The 14,949-nt window shown below is 32.0% G+C and carries 16 protein-coding genes and 1 other RNA gene; 7 read left to right on the forward strand and 10 right to left on the reverse strand.

Annotation, left to right across the window (positions count from 1 at the left end):
* Positions 1-250 precede the first annotated feature (250 nt).
* The 3 genes from kdsB to ABTV69_RS20345 all read right to left on the reverse strand — a co-directional run bounded on the left by kdsB (position 251) and on the right by ABTV69_RS20345 (position 3,195).
* Positions 251-985: a 3-deoxy-manno-octulosonate cytidylyltransferase gene (kdsB, locus tag ABTV69_RS20335; RefSeq protein ID WP_433832077.1), complete on the reverse strand. Its 735-nt coding sequence runs from the start codon at positions 983-985 to the stop codon at positions 251-253.
* A gap of 66 nt (positions 986-1,051) precedes the next feature.
* Positions 1,052-1,615: a DUF4870 domain-containing protein gene (locus ABTV69_RS20340; RefSeq protein ID WP_433832079.1), complete on the reverse strand. Its 564-nt coding sequence runs from the start codon at positions 1,613-1,615 to the stop codon at positions 1,052-1,054.
* Positions 1,616-1,785: 170 nt separating this feature from the next.
* Entirely contained in the window at positions 1,786-3,195 is a 1,410-nt protein-coding gene (locus ABTV69_RS20345; protein WP_433832081.1) for an ATP-dependent DNA helicase, read from the reverse strand.
* A gap of 281 nt (positions 3,196-3,476) precedes the next feature.
* On the opposite strand from ABTV69_RS20345, the gene ABTV69_RS20350 reads away from it, so the two are divergent.
* Positions 3,477-4,298 (forward strand): DUF3822 family protein, encoded by an 822-nt coding sequence (locus ABTV69_RS20350; protein ID WP_433832083.1) that lies wholly within the window; start codon positions 3,477-3,479, stop codon positions 4,296-4,298.
* Positions 4,295-4,900: an RsmD family RNA methyltransferase gene (locus ABTV69_RS20355; RefSeq protein ID WP_433832085.1), complete on the forward strand. Its 606-nt coding sequence runs from the start codon at positions 4,295-4,297 to the stop codon at positions 4,898-4,900. The genes ABTV69_RS20350 and ABTV69_RS20355 overlap by 4 nt, the downstream gene beginning before the upstream one ends.
* A 174-nt stretch (positions 4,901-5,074) precedes the next feature.
* On the opposite strand, the gene ABTV69_RS20360 is transcribed toward ABTV69_RS20355, so the two are convergent.
* Positions 5,075-7,189 (reverse strand): TonB-dependent receptor domain-containing protein, encoded by a 2,115-nt coding sequence (locus tag ABTV69_RS20360; RefSeq protein WP_433832087.1) that lies wholly within the window; start codon positions 7,187-7,189, stop codon positions 5,075-5,077.
* 139 nt (positions 7,190-7,328) lie between these two features.
* Between ABTV69_RS20360 and ABTV69_RS20365 the strand changes: the two genes are divergently transcribed.
* From ABTV69_RS20365 to ABTV69_RS20375, 3 genes are all read left to right on the forward strand, one after another.
* Complete coding sequence (locus ABTV69_RS20365) at positions 7,329-8,687, forward strand: sensor histidine kinase (RefSeq protein WP_433832089.1); 1,359 nt, start codon at positions 7,329-7,331, stop codon at positions 8,685-8,687.
* 10 nt (positions 8,688-8,697) lie between these two features.
* The gene (locus ABTV69_RS20370) at positions 8,698-9,384 is read left to right on the forward strand and encodes a response regulator transcription factor (protein ID WP_433832091.1); all 687 of its coding nucleotides are present in this window, start codon (positions 8,698-8,700) and stop codon (positions 9,382-9,384) included.
* Between the two features lie 96 nt (positions 9,385-9,480).
* Complete coding sequence (locus tag ABTV69_RS20375; RefSeq protein WP_433832093.1) at positions 9,481-9,675, forward strand: hypothetical protein; 195 nt, start codon at positions 9,481-9,483, stop codon at positions 9,673-9,675.
* 70 nt (positions 9,676-9,745) lie between these two features.
* Here the strand turns inward: ABTV69_RS20375 and ABTV69_RS20380 are convergent, their stop codons facing one another.
* Together ABTV69_RS20380 and rnpB are read right to left on the reverse strand one after the other, a co-directional pair.
* On the reverse strand, positions 9,746-10,993 hold the full coding sequence (locus ABTV69_RS20380) for a cation:dicarboxylate symporter family transporter (protein WP_433832095.1): 1,248 nt from the start codon (positions 10,991-10,993) through the stop codon (positions 9,746-9,748).
* A 31-nt stretch (positions 10,994-11,024) separates the two neighbouring features.
* Positions 11,025-11,366, reverse strand: an RNA gene (gene rnpB, locus ABTV69_RS20385) — RNase P RNA component class A.
* 124 nt (positions 11,367-11,490) lie between these two features.
* On the opposite strand from rnpB, the gene ABTV69_RS20390 reads away from it, so the two are divergent.
* Positions 11,491-11,784, forward strand: coding sequence for a hypothetical protein (locus ABTV69_RS20390; protein WP_111283442.1), 294 nt, complete (start codon positions 11,491-11,493; stop codon positions 11,782-11,784).
* A 233-nt stretch (positions 11,785-12,017) separates the two neighbouring features.
* Here ABTV69_RS20390 and ABTV69_RS20395 read toward each other — a convergent pair whose 3' ends face one another.
* The 4 genes from ABTV69_RS20395 to ABTV69_RS20410 all read right to left on the reverse strand — a co-directional run bounded on the left by ABTV69_RS20395 (position 12,018) and on the right by ABTV69_RS20410 (position 14,136).
* The gene (locus ABTV69_RS20395; RefSeq protein WP_433832097.1) at positions 12,018-12,392 is read right to left on the reverse strand and encodes a LysM peptidoglycan-binding domain-containing protein; all 375 of its coding nucleotides are present in this window, start codon (positions 12,390-12,392) and stop codon (positions 12,018-12,020) included.
* Between the two features lie 6 nt (positions 12,393-12,398).
* Positions 12,399-12,878, reverse strand: a complete 480-nt coding sequence (locus ABTV69_RS20400) for a BON domain-containing protein (protein ID WP_433832099.1) — start codon at positions 12,876-12,878, stop codon at positions 12,399-12,401.
* A gap of 139 nt (positions 12,879-13,017) precedes the next feature.
* Positions 13,018-13,497, reverse strand: coding sequence for a hypothetical protein (locus ABTV69_RS20405; RefSeq protein WP_433832101.1), 480 nt, complete (start codon positions 13,495-13,497; stop codon positions 13,018-13,020).
* A gap of 6 nt (positions 13,498-13,503) precedes the next feature.
* Positions 13,504-14,136: a DMP19 family protein gene (locus ABTV69_RS20410; protein ID WP_433832103.1), complete on the reverse strand. Its 633-nt coding sequence runs from the start codon at positions 14,134-14,136 to the stop codon at positions 13,504-13,506.
* Between the two features lie 147 nt (positions 14,137-14,283).
* On the opposite strand from ABTV69_RS20410, the gene ABTV69_RS20415 reads away from it, so the two are divergent.
* The gene (locus ABTV69_RS20415) at positions 14,284-14,940 is read left to right on the forward strand and encodes a hypothetical protein (protein WP_433832105.1); all 657 of its coding nucleotides are present in this window, start codon (positions 14,284-14,286) and stop codon (positions 14,938-14,940) included.
* The last annotated feature ends 9 nt before the right edge of the window (positions 14,941-14,949 follow it).

Raw genomic sequence — 14,949 nt, forward strand, 5'->3', positions numbered from 1 at the left:
GATTTTTACATATAAAAAAACGCTCCTGTGGAGCGTTTTTTTGTTGTCTTTACCCAAAGTTTGTCATTTCGACGAAGGAGAAATCGCACTAGAAACTCAACAAAGCTTTTCTCTTCTCATTGCGGAATCCCGCGTGCGATTTCTCCTTCGTCGAAATGACAAGATTGCGTGATATTACTTGCGTAAAAATTTACAAAATCATCGTTTACCATCAACAATCAACCATCAACAATTAACCATTAACAATTAACTAAAGATCCTTCAACATCGCTTTCGCTCTTTCCAAATCTTCGGCCGTATCGATTCCGATTCCCACATGAGCGGTTTCGACCATTTTAATGCGTTTTCCGAATTCTAAATAGCGTAATTGCTCTAACTTCTCAGAAGCTTCTAAAGATTTCATTGGAAGGCTGTAGAAGTCTAATAATGCTTGTTTTCTAAAAGCATAAATTCCGATGTGCTGAAAATATCGTACTCCAACATTTTGCTCTCTTGGATACGGAATCACAGAACGAGAAAAATACAAGGCAAATTGCGATTGATCCACCACAACTTTCACATTATTCGGATTATTGATTTCTTCTTCATCTTTGATTTCACGCATTAACGAAGCCAAATCAATCTTTTTATCTGCATCGTTTTTAAAAACTGATAAAACTTGTTCTAAGGGACCAGCTTCTGTAAAAGGTTCATCACCTTGAACGTTTACTACAATATCAACATCTAAATCTGCAACAGCTTCTGCAATTCGATCGCTTCCAGATTCATGTTCTTTGATGCTCATAATTGCTTTTCCGCCGTTGGAAACAATTTCGTCAAAAATTAAATCAGAATCCGTAACTACAAAAACATCGTCGAATAATTTTGTCGAAACTGCCGCTTCATAGGTTCTAAGAATTATTGTTTTTCCTCCTAAGTCCTGCATTAGTTTTGCCGGAAAACGTGTTGAAGCGTATCTTGCTGGAATTACTGCTATTATTTTCATTTTATTATTTTGAAATTTTAAAATCAAACAAATATACTATTCGGAGAGAGCTTTTTAAAATAAATTTTAAGATATCACTTTTATAAGATTGGGATAAAGTTTCCCTGCCTTTTCGTTCTTTGTTTTAATTGCAAAAATTATGGGCAAAACTATATTTAAAATATACAATGCAATAAAAATATAAAGCAGTATCGAAAACTGTCCATAGTGCATGATTTTAGAAATACCAAAAATTGCTATTGAGACAAACGCCAAAATTGTCCAAACTATTTGAAAATTAAGCAGATTTGCTCCGATTTCTTTCAGTCCAATAATTTTATCTTTTTTGTTTACCCATAAAATAAGAGGTAAAATAATATTTCCGAGAGGAATTGCGAGAAATACTATTACTGAAAGATGAAAAACAATCAGATAGCTTTTGTCTTCATATTTTCCATAATCCAGAATATCTTCCGTATTAATATCTAGGACATCACATATTAGGCTTAGCGTTTTACCGCGCGGTTCATTTTCGTCGTTTTCAATTCGCTGAATGGTTCGCAAATTTACTTTTGAATATTCAGCTAATTCTTCTTGAGAAAGGCCTTTTTTCTTTCTAACTTCTTTAATTTTCTTTCCAATTTCGTTCATGATCAATTTTGATTTATTGTTTTGACAAAACTACTTTTGAAAAGCTCATTTTGATAACGGTTTATTTGTGACATTTTAACGACATTTGTGCCAAAGCCTTGATTTTAAACAACAAAACAGTTCACGAATTACTTCATCTATTCACTATCACTTAAGCAGCAGCGAATAAGCTATTCTTCAAAACTCTCGTCTTTAAACCCTATCAAATATAGCTTATTTTTAGCACGTGTCATAGCAGTATAAAGCCATCTGATATAATCAGTATCAATACCGTTTGGAAGGTACGGCTGTTCGATAAAAACCGTATTCCACTGCCCTCCTTGCGATTTATGACATGTTATCGCATAAGAGAATTTCACCTGCAATCCGTTGAAATATTCGTTTTCTTTTACCTTCTGAAATCTTTTGTATTTAGTCGGTTCATCTTCATAATCTTTCATCACTTCTTCGTACAAACGATTTGACTCTTCGTACGTTAAAGAAGGTGATTCGCTGGTTAAAGTATCCAAAATCAAAACCGTTTCAAAAGGCTTTTGCTCTGGATAATCGACCATTCTGATTTTTACTTTGGCAAACTTAAATCCGTACAATTCTTTGATTCCGAAAAGTTCTAAAACCTCTATAATATCTCCGTTGGCAATAAATCCAGCTTCGTCTGTTTCTTTTAGCCAGAAATAATTATTTTTCACCACCATCAAGAAATCTCCGACCGAAAGTTCGCTTTCTTTAAATAAAATTCGGCTTCTGATCTGTTCGTTATATTGATTGGCACGTTTATTAGAACGAACAATAAAAGCAGTATCTTCTATACTATAATTGCTGTATGCTGTATTTATGGCATCTTGAATATCGTAACCATCAGTCAGTCGAACGATATCTTTAAACTTCTTTACATTAAATTTGAATTCGGTTATAAAACTCTCTTTCAGCAATTCACGTAATTCTGTGGCATTGTATAAAATTCCTGAACTTTCTTCCTGACGCATTACTTCGTCCAACTCAATATGTTCGATTTCTTTATCGTAATGAATGCCCAAAGTCTGAATATCAAGCGCGGGACTAATATCTAAATTTACTGGCGGAAGCTGTGCCGTATCTCCCAAAAGAATCATTTTACAATTGTTTCCCGAATACACATAATTAATCAAATCATCAAGAAGCGAACCGCTATCAAGTGTACTATCTGAAATCATCGAAGCTTCATCGACGATAAAAATGGTGTTTTTATGTTTGTTGACTTGTTTGGTAAAAGCTACTCCGCCGCCAGAAGATTTCTTCGGGAAATAGATTTTTTTATGAATTGTAAAGGCCGGATTATTCGAATAATTGGCAATTACTTTTGCCGCACGCCCCGTTGGCGCCAACAAAACATATTTTTTATTAATGTCGCCAAGATTATTGACAATAGTAGAAATAACGGTAGTTTTTCCCGTTCCGGCATATCCTTTTAAAACGAAAATCGTGTCGTTTTGAGGTTCGGTTAGGAAAATTGCAATTTTCTGAAAAAAAATGTCCTGTTTATAAGTTGGAACAAAAGGAAATCGTTTTTGTAAAGTGCCGTAAAACTGTGCAGAATTCATAAAGTGATATTGAAATACAAAGTTCGGCTTTTTTAATTTTAAATTCCAAAAATCAAATTCCAAATTCCAAACCTTAAATTCTAAGTTTAAAAACACTTAAGAAAACAAACAACATAACCAACTAAATTCCAACTAAATAAACTTTTTCTTAACCTTCTTTTAAACTTAAATCCAAATTGTTTTTTGAAATTGCAATTATAATTGTTCCTTTTTAATTTGTAAGTTTGTGGTCGCTTAAATTCTTTCTTGATTTAAAACAGGTAACGAATTGTAAATCAACTATGTCATTACAAAACACTAACATTACTTCAAAAAATTACAAAAAACTATCGATTCAGGTTTCTCTGAATGGATTTTCATATTGCTGTTTTGATACTTTAAACAATATCATCACTTCTTTTAAAGAAATAAAGTTTGATACTACAGGCAAAACACCTAGAATTGAAGATTTGTTCAACGATGCTTTCAAAAACAATCCCGAATTGAAAAACACTTACGATGAAGTAATGGTTATTCATAGCAATAATCTTTCAACTTTTGTTCCGACTGCTTTGTTTGATGAAAATTATTTAGGAAGCTATCTGCAATACACTACAAAAGTATTTGAAACGGATCATTTTAATTTTGATCAGATTCCTAATTATCAGATGAATTCTGTTTATATTCCACATGTTAGCATCAACAATTTCCTTATTGATAATGTAGGTTCTTTTGACTATAAACACGCTAATAGCATTTTGGTCGAAAAACTTTTGGATAATTCCAGAAATAATGACGATAAGAAAATGATCGTCAATTTTAATCCAGGTAATTTCGAAATTATAATTGTTCAGAATCAAAAACTTTTGCTTTTTAATTCGTTCGAATACAACACTCCAGAAGATTTTATCTACTATATTTTATTTACAGCCGAGCAAATGGGCATGAATCCGGAAAGTTTTAAACTAGAACTTCTTGGAACTATTACAGAAAGTGATCCATTTTATGCTATTGCATACAAATATGTGCGCCATATTTCTTTTATGGATGTGTCAAAACTGCAAGAAAGAAATAGTTTTACAACCGCTCAAAATCAAAAACATTATATCTTATTTCAATCATGAGAATCATTTCAGGAAAATATAAAGGACGACGCATTAATCCGCCAAAAAATCTACCTGTACGACCAACGACTGACATGAGTAAAGAAGCATTATTTAATGTTTTGAATAATCATTTTAATTTTGACAGTTTAAAGGTTTTAGATCTTTTTTCGGGCACAGGGAATATCAGTTATGAATTTGCTTCACGAGGAAGTGCTCCAATTACTTCAGTTGATGGCGATTTTGGATGCGTTAAATTTATCAAACAAGTTTCATCAGAATTTGATTTTGATATTGCAGCAACCAAAAGCGATGTTTTCAAATTTTTAGAAAATTCTAAAACAACTTACGATATCATTTTTGCAGATCCTCCTTACGGATTGGACCAAACAACTTTTGAAAAAATTGTTTTAACGGTTTTTGAAAGAGATCTACTTGAAGAAGACGGAATGATGATTATCGAACATTCAAAATATACGAAGCTAGATCACATGATTAATTTTTCGTTCCAGAAAAGTTATGGCGGTTCGTACTTCAGTTTCTTCGAACTTAATTCTACAGACGATGATGAAGAATTGCCACATGATGTTTCTAAAAAAGAATCTGAAGAAGACGAAGGATAAAATTCTTAATATTTTAATTTTTGAAATTCCAAATTCCAAATTTTAAAATCAAAATCTCAAATTCCAAATTCCAAATTTTTCTCAGATGTAGAAATTGGAATTTGGAATTTTTATTATTGGAATTTTCACTTTTTGGGTTGGAATTTGGAATTTAAAAGAATTGGAATTTAACTTTTATCTAATCCTATTTTCGCTTTCGTTCACATTCTTTTCTTTGTATTCAGAATCTTTAATTTTTCCAAAAGAATAACGAAGCGTGATAGAAAGCTCATTGGCGTCGACTAAATATCTTGCGCGCGAACTTATATTATTGATTGTAAAGCGCTCAGTGTAAATTGTATTTTTAAAAACATCATTGTAATTTAAAGTACAAGTCCAATTTTTACTTATTTTTTTTGCTAGCGACAGGTCAAAAATCAATTTTGCATTTCGTTCAAAAACACCTTCTTTCTGTTTGGTTGCTCCCCAAAATGATAAAACGAATGTAAAATCTTTTGGCAGGTTAAACGTATTATTGGAGTAATAATATAAATATGTTTTTGAAGAATTAAACAATGCCGATTTGTCTTCGATTTTGTTTGTTGCAAAAACTAATGAATTCGTATTGGTCCAAAATTTATAAGTAAACGGAAGTGTAAATTCCACGTTATAACCAGATTCCTTTTGGAAGTTTTTCTCCGTAAAAGTCAGCACATTCGATTGATTATCAAATACAAAATCTTGATAAATTGGATTTTTATTTTGGTACAATGTCAATTTTACAGACTTATCATGATATTGAAAAGAAGCGGAAACCACATCTGCAAATGTTGGTCCTAAATTGATATTGCTTCCATAAATAAAATAAGGATTTATATAAGTTGCAATCATACTCAATGCAGAGTAATTCGGTCTAGAAATACTTTTAGAATAATCAAAACTAAGGTTTTTTGTACTGTCTATTGGAAATGAAAACTGAACCTTAGGAAATAAATTGGTGTAATTTTTATCTATTAAAGCAGTGCTTTCTGTACTGTATTTTCCATTGACATTGGTGTTTTCAACCCTAAGCCCTATTGAAAAATCGACCTTTTTAATTTTTCCTGAAAGTTGCGAATATGCTGCAGTATTGGCTTCTTTAAAATGATAGACGAAAGTTGGGTTTTCATTTTTGCTGTAATCAAAAACATCATAATCAGATTTGGATTTTGCGGCCGAATAAAGTCCGCCGTACTCCCAAATCATTTGATTGTTAAACTTCTTTTCTAAATCTATTCTCCCAGAAAAAACATCAACATTAAACTTCTGATCTCTATTTTGAGATAATTCCAGTTCGGTATCATTGTAGTTATTTTGCACCAAACTCCATAAGTGCTGATTAAAATTGGAGCCTTGAAAACCAATAAACATTTTAGTGTTGATGGCTTTTATTTTTTTCGAATAATTCACAAATGAATTAATAAAATTCTTTGAACTTGTATTATCACTGAAAGTAAAAACATTATTTATTTCATTCTGGTTTTGGTTAAAAGTAAATGTGTTGATATCAAAAGTATCGTTTCGCATTTTACCATTTATATTAAGAGACAAATAATCTTCATCATTAATTTTATAAAATAAACCTGCACCAAAAATATAATCCTTAACTTTTGAAACCGCTGTAACATCATAATCTGAAACAATATTTGCTTGAGGAATCTTATATTCTATGCTATGGTTTTCCCAAGGATTACGGCGATTGTAATTGAAATTAGCTTTCCATTCTAGTTTATCTTTTTTAAAGCTGGAGTTAAAACCTAAATAATTATTATAGTTTCTTTTAAATGAAGCTACTTCAGAAATTTCAGTTTTAAAACTATCCTTTTTGCTCAGTTTTCTCGTAATTAAAATCACAGCGCGACCTTCAGCTTCATATTTAGAAGAAGGATTTTTAATGATTTCTATGGTTTTAATATCTGCAACTGATAAAACGTTTAAATCGTTCATTGTTCCTCTTTGACCATCAATATAAATCAGCGGATTTCCTTTTCCGACAATTGAAATACTTTCACGATCGCTGCTTATTTGAACCGTCGGCAATTTTGAAAGCAAATCAATCGGGTTTGGAATGGAGCTGTAAACCGAATTGGCAACCTCTACTTTTATATTTCCGTTTGAGTTGGTTATCGTTTTTTTCTCTTTACTAATCACAACTTCGTTTAATTCATTTGAAATCGAATCTTTTGGAGTTTCATTTTGGGCATTTGCCATAAACGAAAGACAAAAAAGTAAAAACGTTATAAGTAGTTTTACGGGCAGGTATAAATTCATTTTAAAATTAAAATTGGTTACAGTTGCTGCAAAAATGCTTTGAAAACTCAATTCTGAAAGTTAATCGTAGGTTAATGCAAGGTTAATCTGCTATTTGTTTCTTAAAAGCTGTATTTTTGAAACCGCATTTTAAACTAATATGAAACAAAGAATCAATTTATTAATCGCATTTTCTGTCGTAGCGCTAATTGTGCTTATGACGGTGCAATGTTATTTGGTAAAGACGGCTTATGAATATAAAGTGGCGCAGTTTCATACGCAGATTAAAAACGAAATTGGCGCCATCACAAATGATTACAGTGATATCGATTCGGCTTTGGTTTCCAGAAAAGAAGCGCTTTACAAAAGCCTTTCAGAAAATTACATGAAAGGAAAAAATAGCAAATTGGATATTAAAAATGGTGTTTTGAAAACAGCATTTCAGAGCGCGATTACACAAAAAATTCAAAGAAAGTTCGAAAGAGATTTGCCCGATTTTAAAATTGATTTTGCCATTGTTCTAAACAAATTTATTCTTTACAAAAACGCACAAAAAACCGATACTATTTTTTCTGAAAAGCCTTTTATACAAAACAAATTATACGGAAATCTAGCTTCATTAAATCATGCTTTTTTAGTCCGAAATTATGTTGACACAACAAACGGAACTTTTGAAAATGAAGAATATCGATTATTGACAGAAGATTCGATGTACGTCTCTGTAATTGATTGGGAAATGATTATTTTAAGACGAATGACATTTATCTTGATTCTTTCCTTGTTTTCAATTGCAACCTTAGTCAGCCTATTTGTTATTGCAATTAAAGCTTTAATTAAACAGAAAAAAGTAAGCGATGTAAAAACCGATTTTATCAATAATATCACACATGAACTAAAAACGCCTTTGGCCACGTTAGGAATTTCGACTAAGATTTTAGCACAGCCTAGCATTCGTGACAACGACGAAAATTTCAATTCGATTGTAAATACTATTTCACGCCAGAACAATCGTCTTCAAAATTTGATTGATCAGGTTATGGCAAACTCGCTAGCCGAAAACGAAATTGAATTGCAAAAAGAAAAAATAGAAGCCGAAGATTTTCTCCTTTCTATTGTAAACGATTTTAAAATTACTTTTCCAAAAATCAATCTTAAAACCAATTTTCAGACCGAAAAAACGATTTTGGTTTTAGATAAATTTCATTTGACCACCGCTTTCTTAAATGTTCTAGAAAATGCTGTAAAATATGGTTCTAATACGATTACCATAAATACAAAAATTATCGAAAAACAATTCTCAATCAGTTTTGAAGATGACGGAATCGGGATTGCTAAAAACAAACAGGCCTTTCTTTTTGAGAAGTTTTATCGTGTAGAACAAGGAAACCTGCACAATACAAAAGGTTTAGGTTTAGGCTTGTATTATGTAGACCAAATTGTAAAAGCGCATCAGGGTTCTGTAAGCGTGATTAGCGATTTAGGAAAAGGAACTCAGTTTACTATTTTATTAAAAGTTTAATTCCCTTATTTTGAAAAGATTACTTTTAGCCGAAGACGATTTTGACTTTGCGGCGATTTTAAAACAATATCTAGAACTGCATCAGTTTGAAGTAATCTGGGCAGAAAACGGCGAAATAGCTTTGGATTATTTTAAAAATCAGTCTTTTGATATTTGCATTTTTGATGTGATGATGCCTAAAATGGACGGATTTTCATTGGCTGAAAAAATAATTGCCATCAATCCTGAAATTCCTTTTATTTTTCTAACAGCAAGGAAACTAAAAGAAGACAAAATCATTGGCTTGAAATTAGGCGCAGACGACTACATTGCGAAACCTTTTGAAGTTGACGAATTGGTGCTGCGTTTGCAGAATATCTTAAAAAGAATTGAGCAAAAAAGAAGTCTTGACGGAAATAATACAATCGAAATTGGTTCGTATATTTTTGATAACGAACGTTTAACGCTCAATAATAAAAACCATGTTCAGCAGCTTACAGAAATGGAAGCTGCTCTTATTGAATATTTGTATCTCAATCATAATCAGCTATTAAAAAGAGACCAAATTTTAATGTCGGTTTGGAAAAAAGACGATTATTTTTCTGGAAGAAGTATGGATGTTTTTATTAGCAGATTGCGAAAATATTTCAACTCAGATCCGAAAATAAAAATAGAAAGTGTTCGAAATATTGGATTAGAATTTAAAATAGAAAAATAAACTCCTGCAAATCATATAATTTCCATAAACAATTGTATAACAACAATTAACTTATCAAAATTTAAATTTGTTAGAGAACTTTTAAATCTAACAATCATGAACCTAAAAAGATTTTTCGGCGGACTGCTAACAGTCCTCGGAATTATAGGACTTATTTATACAGCAGTTATTTTTGCTGGAACGTCTGGAGAAACCAGAGATATAAAATCACTTATTATTTACGGAATATTAGGAATTGTCTTTTTCATGTCGGGTATTAGTTTGGTACGAACTACAAAAGACGAATCATAATTTTAAGCAACAAAGTGAAAGAGTTACAAAGCGACAAAGAATTTAAAAACTTTGCAGCTTTGTAACTCTGTTACTCGGTTACTCGGTTACTCAAATCCAGCTCAGTAAAATCTCTTTCTGTTTTTGAAATTATTATCGTTGCGACTGTGTTACCTATAAGATTGGTAATCGCTCTGGCTTCGCTCATAAATTTATCTACCCCCAATAAAAACGCTAATCCTTCAACTGGAATTTTATGTAAAGCCGTTAAAGTTGAGGCCAAAACTATAAATCCGCTACCCGTTACGCCAGCTGCTCCCTTCGAAGTAATCATTAAAATTCCGATAACGGTCATAATTTCGAAGAAACTTAAATGCACATCATACAATTGCGCGATAAACAATACCGACATTGAAAGGTAAATCGAAGTTCCGTCGAGATTAAAAGAATACCCCGTTGGAATCACCAATCCCACAACCGATTTACTGCAGCCCATTCTTTCCAATTTGACCATGATACTTGGCAAAGCCGCTTCAGACGACGAAGTTCCTAAAACCAATAAAAGCTCTTCCTTAATATATTTTAAAATCGAAAGAATGCTTATTTTATAATATCTCAAAATACTTCCTAAAATCAAAAAGACAAAAAGCGCCATGGTCAAATACACGCAAAGCATCAGTTTTCCTAGCGGAATCAAAGTTGCTAGACCAAATTTTCCAATTGTATACGCCATTCCGCCAAAAGCACCAATTGGCGCGAGATACATTACATATTTCAAACCAAAGAAAACCACTTTTGAAAATCGTTCTAGAACCAAAATAGTCTGCTCTCTTTTCTGATAAAAATTCAATGCAATTCCGCAAATAATTGCTGCCAGTAAAACCTGCAACGTAAAATTGGATAAGAAAAATTGCAACCACGAGAAATCCTTTGCTGCTCCATTTGTATATTGGCTAGCATCGCCAAAAGTCAAACCCGATTTATCTATTTTTCCAGGCTTAAATATATAAGCTACTGTTACTCCAATTGCCAAAGCAACTGTAGAAACCACTTCAAAATAAGTCAAAGCTTTTACGCCAATTCTTCCTACTTTCTTTAAATTACCCATTCCCGAAATTCCTAAAACAATTGTCAAAAAAATAATCGGACCAATAAAAAGAGAGATTAACTCGATGAACTTTTTACCCAAAAACTCCATTTTCACACCATTTTCAGGCGAAAAATGTCCTAGCAAAACACCCGAAATAATGGCAATTAAAACCCAAAAAGTAAGATTGGTTACAACAGTTCTAAAAAGACTTTTTTTAGATTGTGAAGAATTTGGAGCGACAGTATTCATGAAAAAAAGTTAGATAGTTTCACAAATATATAAAAAATGCAGACCTGTAAGCCGGATTCTGTTCTTGTGTTATTTTGCAATAAGACAATACCTTATCATTTATCTAGATCCAGCATTACTGCTGGACTCCATCTACCTACCCTTCGGCAACGAACGAGAAGCCCTTAAATGCCGATATACTTGGTATTTCACCGCATAGAGTTTACCTGGTTTCACTACAGCATTACCTGTACATACTTTCTGCTGCACTTGTCCTAACTCTCTCGTTCCAAAAAACGAGAGAGCCGACGGGCGTTACCCGCTATGCTTCTCTATGGTGTCCGGACTTTCCTCCCCTCCGAAAAATCGGAGCGACGATAAGGCGGTCTGCGCTGCAAAAGTAGCGATTTAAGAACTAACAATAATGATTTTAAATTTCTCTTTTTATGAATTTTATCATAACTTTTTAATTTTAAAATAGTTATCTTTAGAAAACTATAATTTAAATTCAGTTTATCATGAAAAGAATGTATCATTACGCAACTGTTTCAAAAGCTTTAGATCAATTGAATGAGAAAGGATTTACGTGCGACTTTAATCGAAATGCAGACGCGATTAAAAAAAATCCTGAGAAATTTGAAATTGTACATGTGTATCGATACGAGGGTAATTCGGACCCAGCAGATGAGGCAGTTGTATACGGAATTAAATCGACTTCTGGTAAAAAAGGAGTCTATGTTGCTGGCTTTTCGGCAGATTCAGATCAGGAAACAGCAAAATTTTTATTTGATTTAAGTATTAGAGGAAGATAATTGTTAGAAGCCGGGAACCTGCTGTCCGCTGTATCTTTTGTGTCGAACCCCGCCACAAAAGGATGCCGCTCCCATCAGGGCTAGGGCAATAAGTTTCATAAGAAAAAATCTTTTAAATCAAATAAAAAACAAAGGAGAACAAAAAACAATTCAATAATCTATGTCATTCCGAAAAACTCAAATTTCGTGGTTTTTCGGAATGACATAAAATACATTTTACAACTTTAAATACGTCATAAAACTGTAGGTATTTTTAACTTCCAACCTGGCTGAATTAAATCAGGATTAGAAATAACATCTTTATTGGCTTCGAAAATATCCTGCCATGTAACTCCGTACGCTTTTGCAATCTTCGAAAGAGAATCCCCTCTTTCAACCGTATATTCTCTCGAAACGCCTTCTTCAACTTCAATATTCATCACAACATCAGCAGATCTGTAATCTGGATCTATTTTTTCGTAAGCTTTCCAAAGTTTGTCTTTATCTGCTGCGGTTTTTGCTTTTCCATCAATGTATAAAACATTATCCTGTTCTCGTATCTGCAGATTTTCAATTCCTAATTGAGAGGCTAAATCTGCTACTTCTTTATATTTATCTTGTAAACTCATAACAACTTATTTTATGATTAATTTGTTATCGACTTTTTTAGGTTTCAATTCCTGAATGCTTTGCATAAGAGGCTGGAGTTTATCTCTCTTAATTTCTCCCGACAGCGTAACAACTCCACCAACAACAGTTGCACTAACTCCATCATAAGCATCTACAACTTTGTGAATCGATTTGTCTAACTCAGCATCCGAATTAATAATAACCGTCGCTGCAGCAGGTTCTTGATTGGCTCTGGCAAGTTCGCAGGTATTAACCACCGATTTTACACCTTTAGTTGCTCTCACGCTTTTTTCAATATTTTTCTTGAAAATTTCGTCTTCACAAGTTCCTGTAATCGTTGCAACTCCATCGTGTACAGCAACTTGAATTGTTGTTGCATCACCAAGCTTTTCCTGTATCGCTTGTTCTATTTCAGCATCGCTAGGCTTACATGACACGAAGGCAACACTAAGGCACATTCCTAATAAAATGGATCTCATTTTCATAATACTTTCTTTTAATAATTAACTTTTTTAAAATTAAAGAGATTAAGTATCAAAAGATTATATGATGTTGCTGTGAGTTTTATATGTTTTTCAGTTAAATTAGACTTTCATTGATCATGCCCAAATAAAAACTTCAATATTAATTTTTCTTTGATAATGTAATCACTAAATCCTCTACCTGAATTAAAGGCATTTTCACAACCGATTCAACTTTAGTATCACTAGAAGCAATAACCAAAACACCCTCATTATCTTCTTCATATCCAGCAGGCACGGCATAAAAACTTGGATTCGAAATTAATATTTCCTTTTTTCCGTCTTTAAACCATCCATAATTAGCTTCGTAAACAATTTTATTTTCTAAAAATTGAATAGTTTCTTGTCCGTAAGTATTCCATAACGATACTCGTAAAGTGTAAAATCCTATAAGAGAACAAACTCCAATTGCTATAAAATAACCAATTTGCAGACCACTTCCGAGAGCAATTCCGAAAATTGTTCCACCAACTGGTAAAACAAAAAGCATAAAAGCGATTAAAAATAGGGTTGCTCGAACTAAAAATGGAGATTTTTTTACTTGTAATCTTAGAGTGTTGTTTTCGTAGTGATAATGCTGCATAATAGTTTAATCAAGTTTAGTAAATTGCTCTTTATGTTTTCGTATATACTTAATTCTAAACTCACTAATTCCTTGCTTTTCCTGCAAATCATAAAATTTATCATCCACTTTATTTAATGGATTATCTTCATAAGATTCACTGAAACTTTTCACGGTTCCGTCTTCATATTGCTGCAACCTAACTTTATTTTCTTTATAAATCTGATTTGCCTCATGAGTTAAATCAGCATATTGTTTAAGTCCAATTATTTGAAATCCATCTTCAGCCATTTGACCAAACTCTTCATCAGAGTTAAAATAAAACTGATTAAATCCGCCATTATTCACTTCTCCTTCTAATTTCCAAGTTGACCAGAACATTTGCTGTCCTTTAGACAAAGATTTAACTCTTAAAAGTTCATTATTATAATCCACGCTAATCCATTCAAGAATGTTATCTGAAATGATCTGTTCTAAATACTCATCAGATGTTTTGTCAATCATTTCAGAGGTTAGTGTTTTTTGCTTTTTATTATTGACAAGAAACATTTCCACATATTTATCTTCAGCTTTTGTCTTCTCTAAAGTTTTAGTGCCTTTATTGCATCCAAAAAAAACCAAAGCACATAAAATCAACAAACTACTTGTTCTTTTTTTCATTTTTGAAGTCGTATATTATTTAGTATTCATATCAAATAATATTAAGATCAAATTGTTTTCTCTAAAATATCATTTTAATTTTTGGATTAAAAATAGTGCATTTTTTATTACAAAAAATTAGTTATTATTGTATTTAAAATCTAATTTATGAAGTTTACTTATCTTCTATTTTTTACAATTATTTTCTTTCCTAATTATTCTTTTTCTTGTGATTGCAAACCAATTGACCGAGAAAACATGGTAGAAATAGGGTTAAAGTATGAAATTGTGTTCTACGGAGAAGTTATAAAAGTAGATTCAATAAAGAGAGTTTATACTTTTAGAATCATAGAACTCTTTAAAGGAAAATATAATTCTCAGTTCATTACTCAAAAATATTCTGGTAATTGTTCTCATATTCCATCTCTAAAACAACTTTGGATTGTTTACGGTTATTTTAATGACGATAAAACTATCGAAGTGAGTAGTTGTTCTCCAAGTACTGGATTTAAACCTTATGGTACTAACTCCGTACCTCCACCACCAGATATCGCCGTCTCTCAAAAAAAAGATGATCAAATAAAAACATTAACTTTCTATGCTTGGGATCTGAAATTTGAAAATCGAAATTTACAAGATTGGATTTACCAATTAGAGAAATTAAGAATCTACAAAAAATCACGAAAAGAAATTTCTGATCAAGAAAAAACAGAGACAAAATTGGAAACATATGGCAGATATATCATCATTTCTTTGATTGTCAACATCGTATTATTGCTAAGTTTAATCTTTATTTTTTTGAAGAAAAAGAATTTTGCCAAATAAGCAAAATCG

This window comes from Flavobacterium anhuiense, from assembly GCF_050990855.1.
Taxonomy (GTDB): Bacteria; Bacteroidota; Bacteroidia; order Flavobacteriales; family Flavobacteriaceae; genus Flavobacterium; species Flavobacterium anhuiense_C.

Bases quoted from the DNA above. Each gene is read 5' to 3' on its own strand.
- kdsB (WP_433832077.1), bottom strand. From the start codon at position 985: ATGAAAATAATAGCAGTAATTCCAGCAAGATACGCTTCAACACGTTTT.
- ABTV69_RS20340 (WP_433832079.1), bottom strand. From the start codon at position 1,615: ATGAACGAAATTGGAAAGAAAATTAAAGAAGTTAGAAAGAAAAAAGGC.
- ABTV69_RS20345 (WP_433832081.1), bottom strand. From the start codon at position 3,195: ATGAATTCTGCACAGTTTTACGGCACTTTACAAAAACGATTTCCTTTT.
- ABTV69_RS20350 (WP_433832083.1), top strand. From the start codon at position 3,477: ATGTCATTACAAAACACTAACATTACTTCAAAAAATTACAAAAAACTA.
- ABTV69_RS20355 (WP_433832085.1), top strand. From the start codon at position 4,295: ATGAGAATCATTTCAGGAAAATATAAAGGACGACGCATTAATCCGCCA.
- ABTV69_RS20360 (WP_433832087.1), bottom strand. From the start codon at position 7,189: ATGAATTTATACCTGCCCGTAAAACTACTTATAACGTTTTTACTTTTT.
- ABTV69_RS20365 (WP_433832089.1), top strand. From the start codon at position 7,329: ATGAAACAAAGAATCAATTTATTAATCGCATTTTCTGTCGTAGCGCTA.
- ABTV69_RS20375 (WP_433832093.1), top strand. From the start codon at position 9,481: ATGAACCTAAAAAGATTTTTCGGCGGACTGCTAACAGTCCTCGGAATT.
- ABTV69_RS20380 (WP_433832095.1), bottom strand. From the start codon at position 10,993: ATGAATACTGTCGCTCCAAATTCTTCACAATCTAAAAAAAGTCTTTTT.
- ABTV69_RS20390 (WP_111283442.1), top strand. From the start codon at position 11,491: ATGAAAAGAATGTATCATTACGCAACTGTTTCAAAAGCTTTAGATCAA.
- ABTV69_RS20395 (WP_433832097.1), bottom strand. From the start codon at position 12,392: ATGAGTTTACAAGATAAATATAAAGAAGTAGCAGATTTAGCCTCTCAA.
- ABTV69_RS20400 (WP_433832099.1), bottom strand. From the start codon at position 12,878: ATGAAAATGAGATCCATTTTATTAGGAATGTGCCTTAGTGTTGCCTTC.
- ABTV69_RS20405 (WP_433832101.1), bottom strand. From the start codon at position 13,497: ATGCAGCATTATCACTACGAAAACAACACTCTAAGATTACAAGTAAAA.
- ABTV69_RS20410 (WP_433832103.1), bottom strand. From the start codon at position 14,136: ATGAAAAAAAGAACAAGTAGTTTGTTGATTTTATGTGCTTTGGTTTTT.
- ABTV69_RS20415 (WP_433832105.1), top strand. From the start codon at position 14,284: ATGAAGTTTACTTATCTTCTATTTTTTACAATTATTTTCTTTCCTAAT.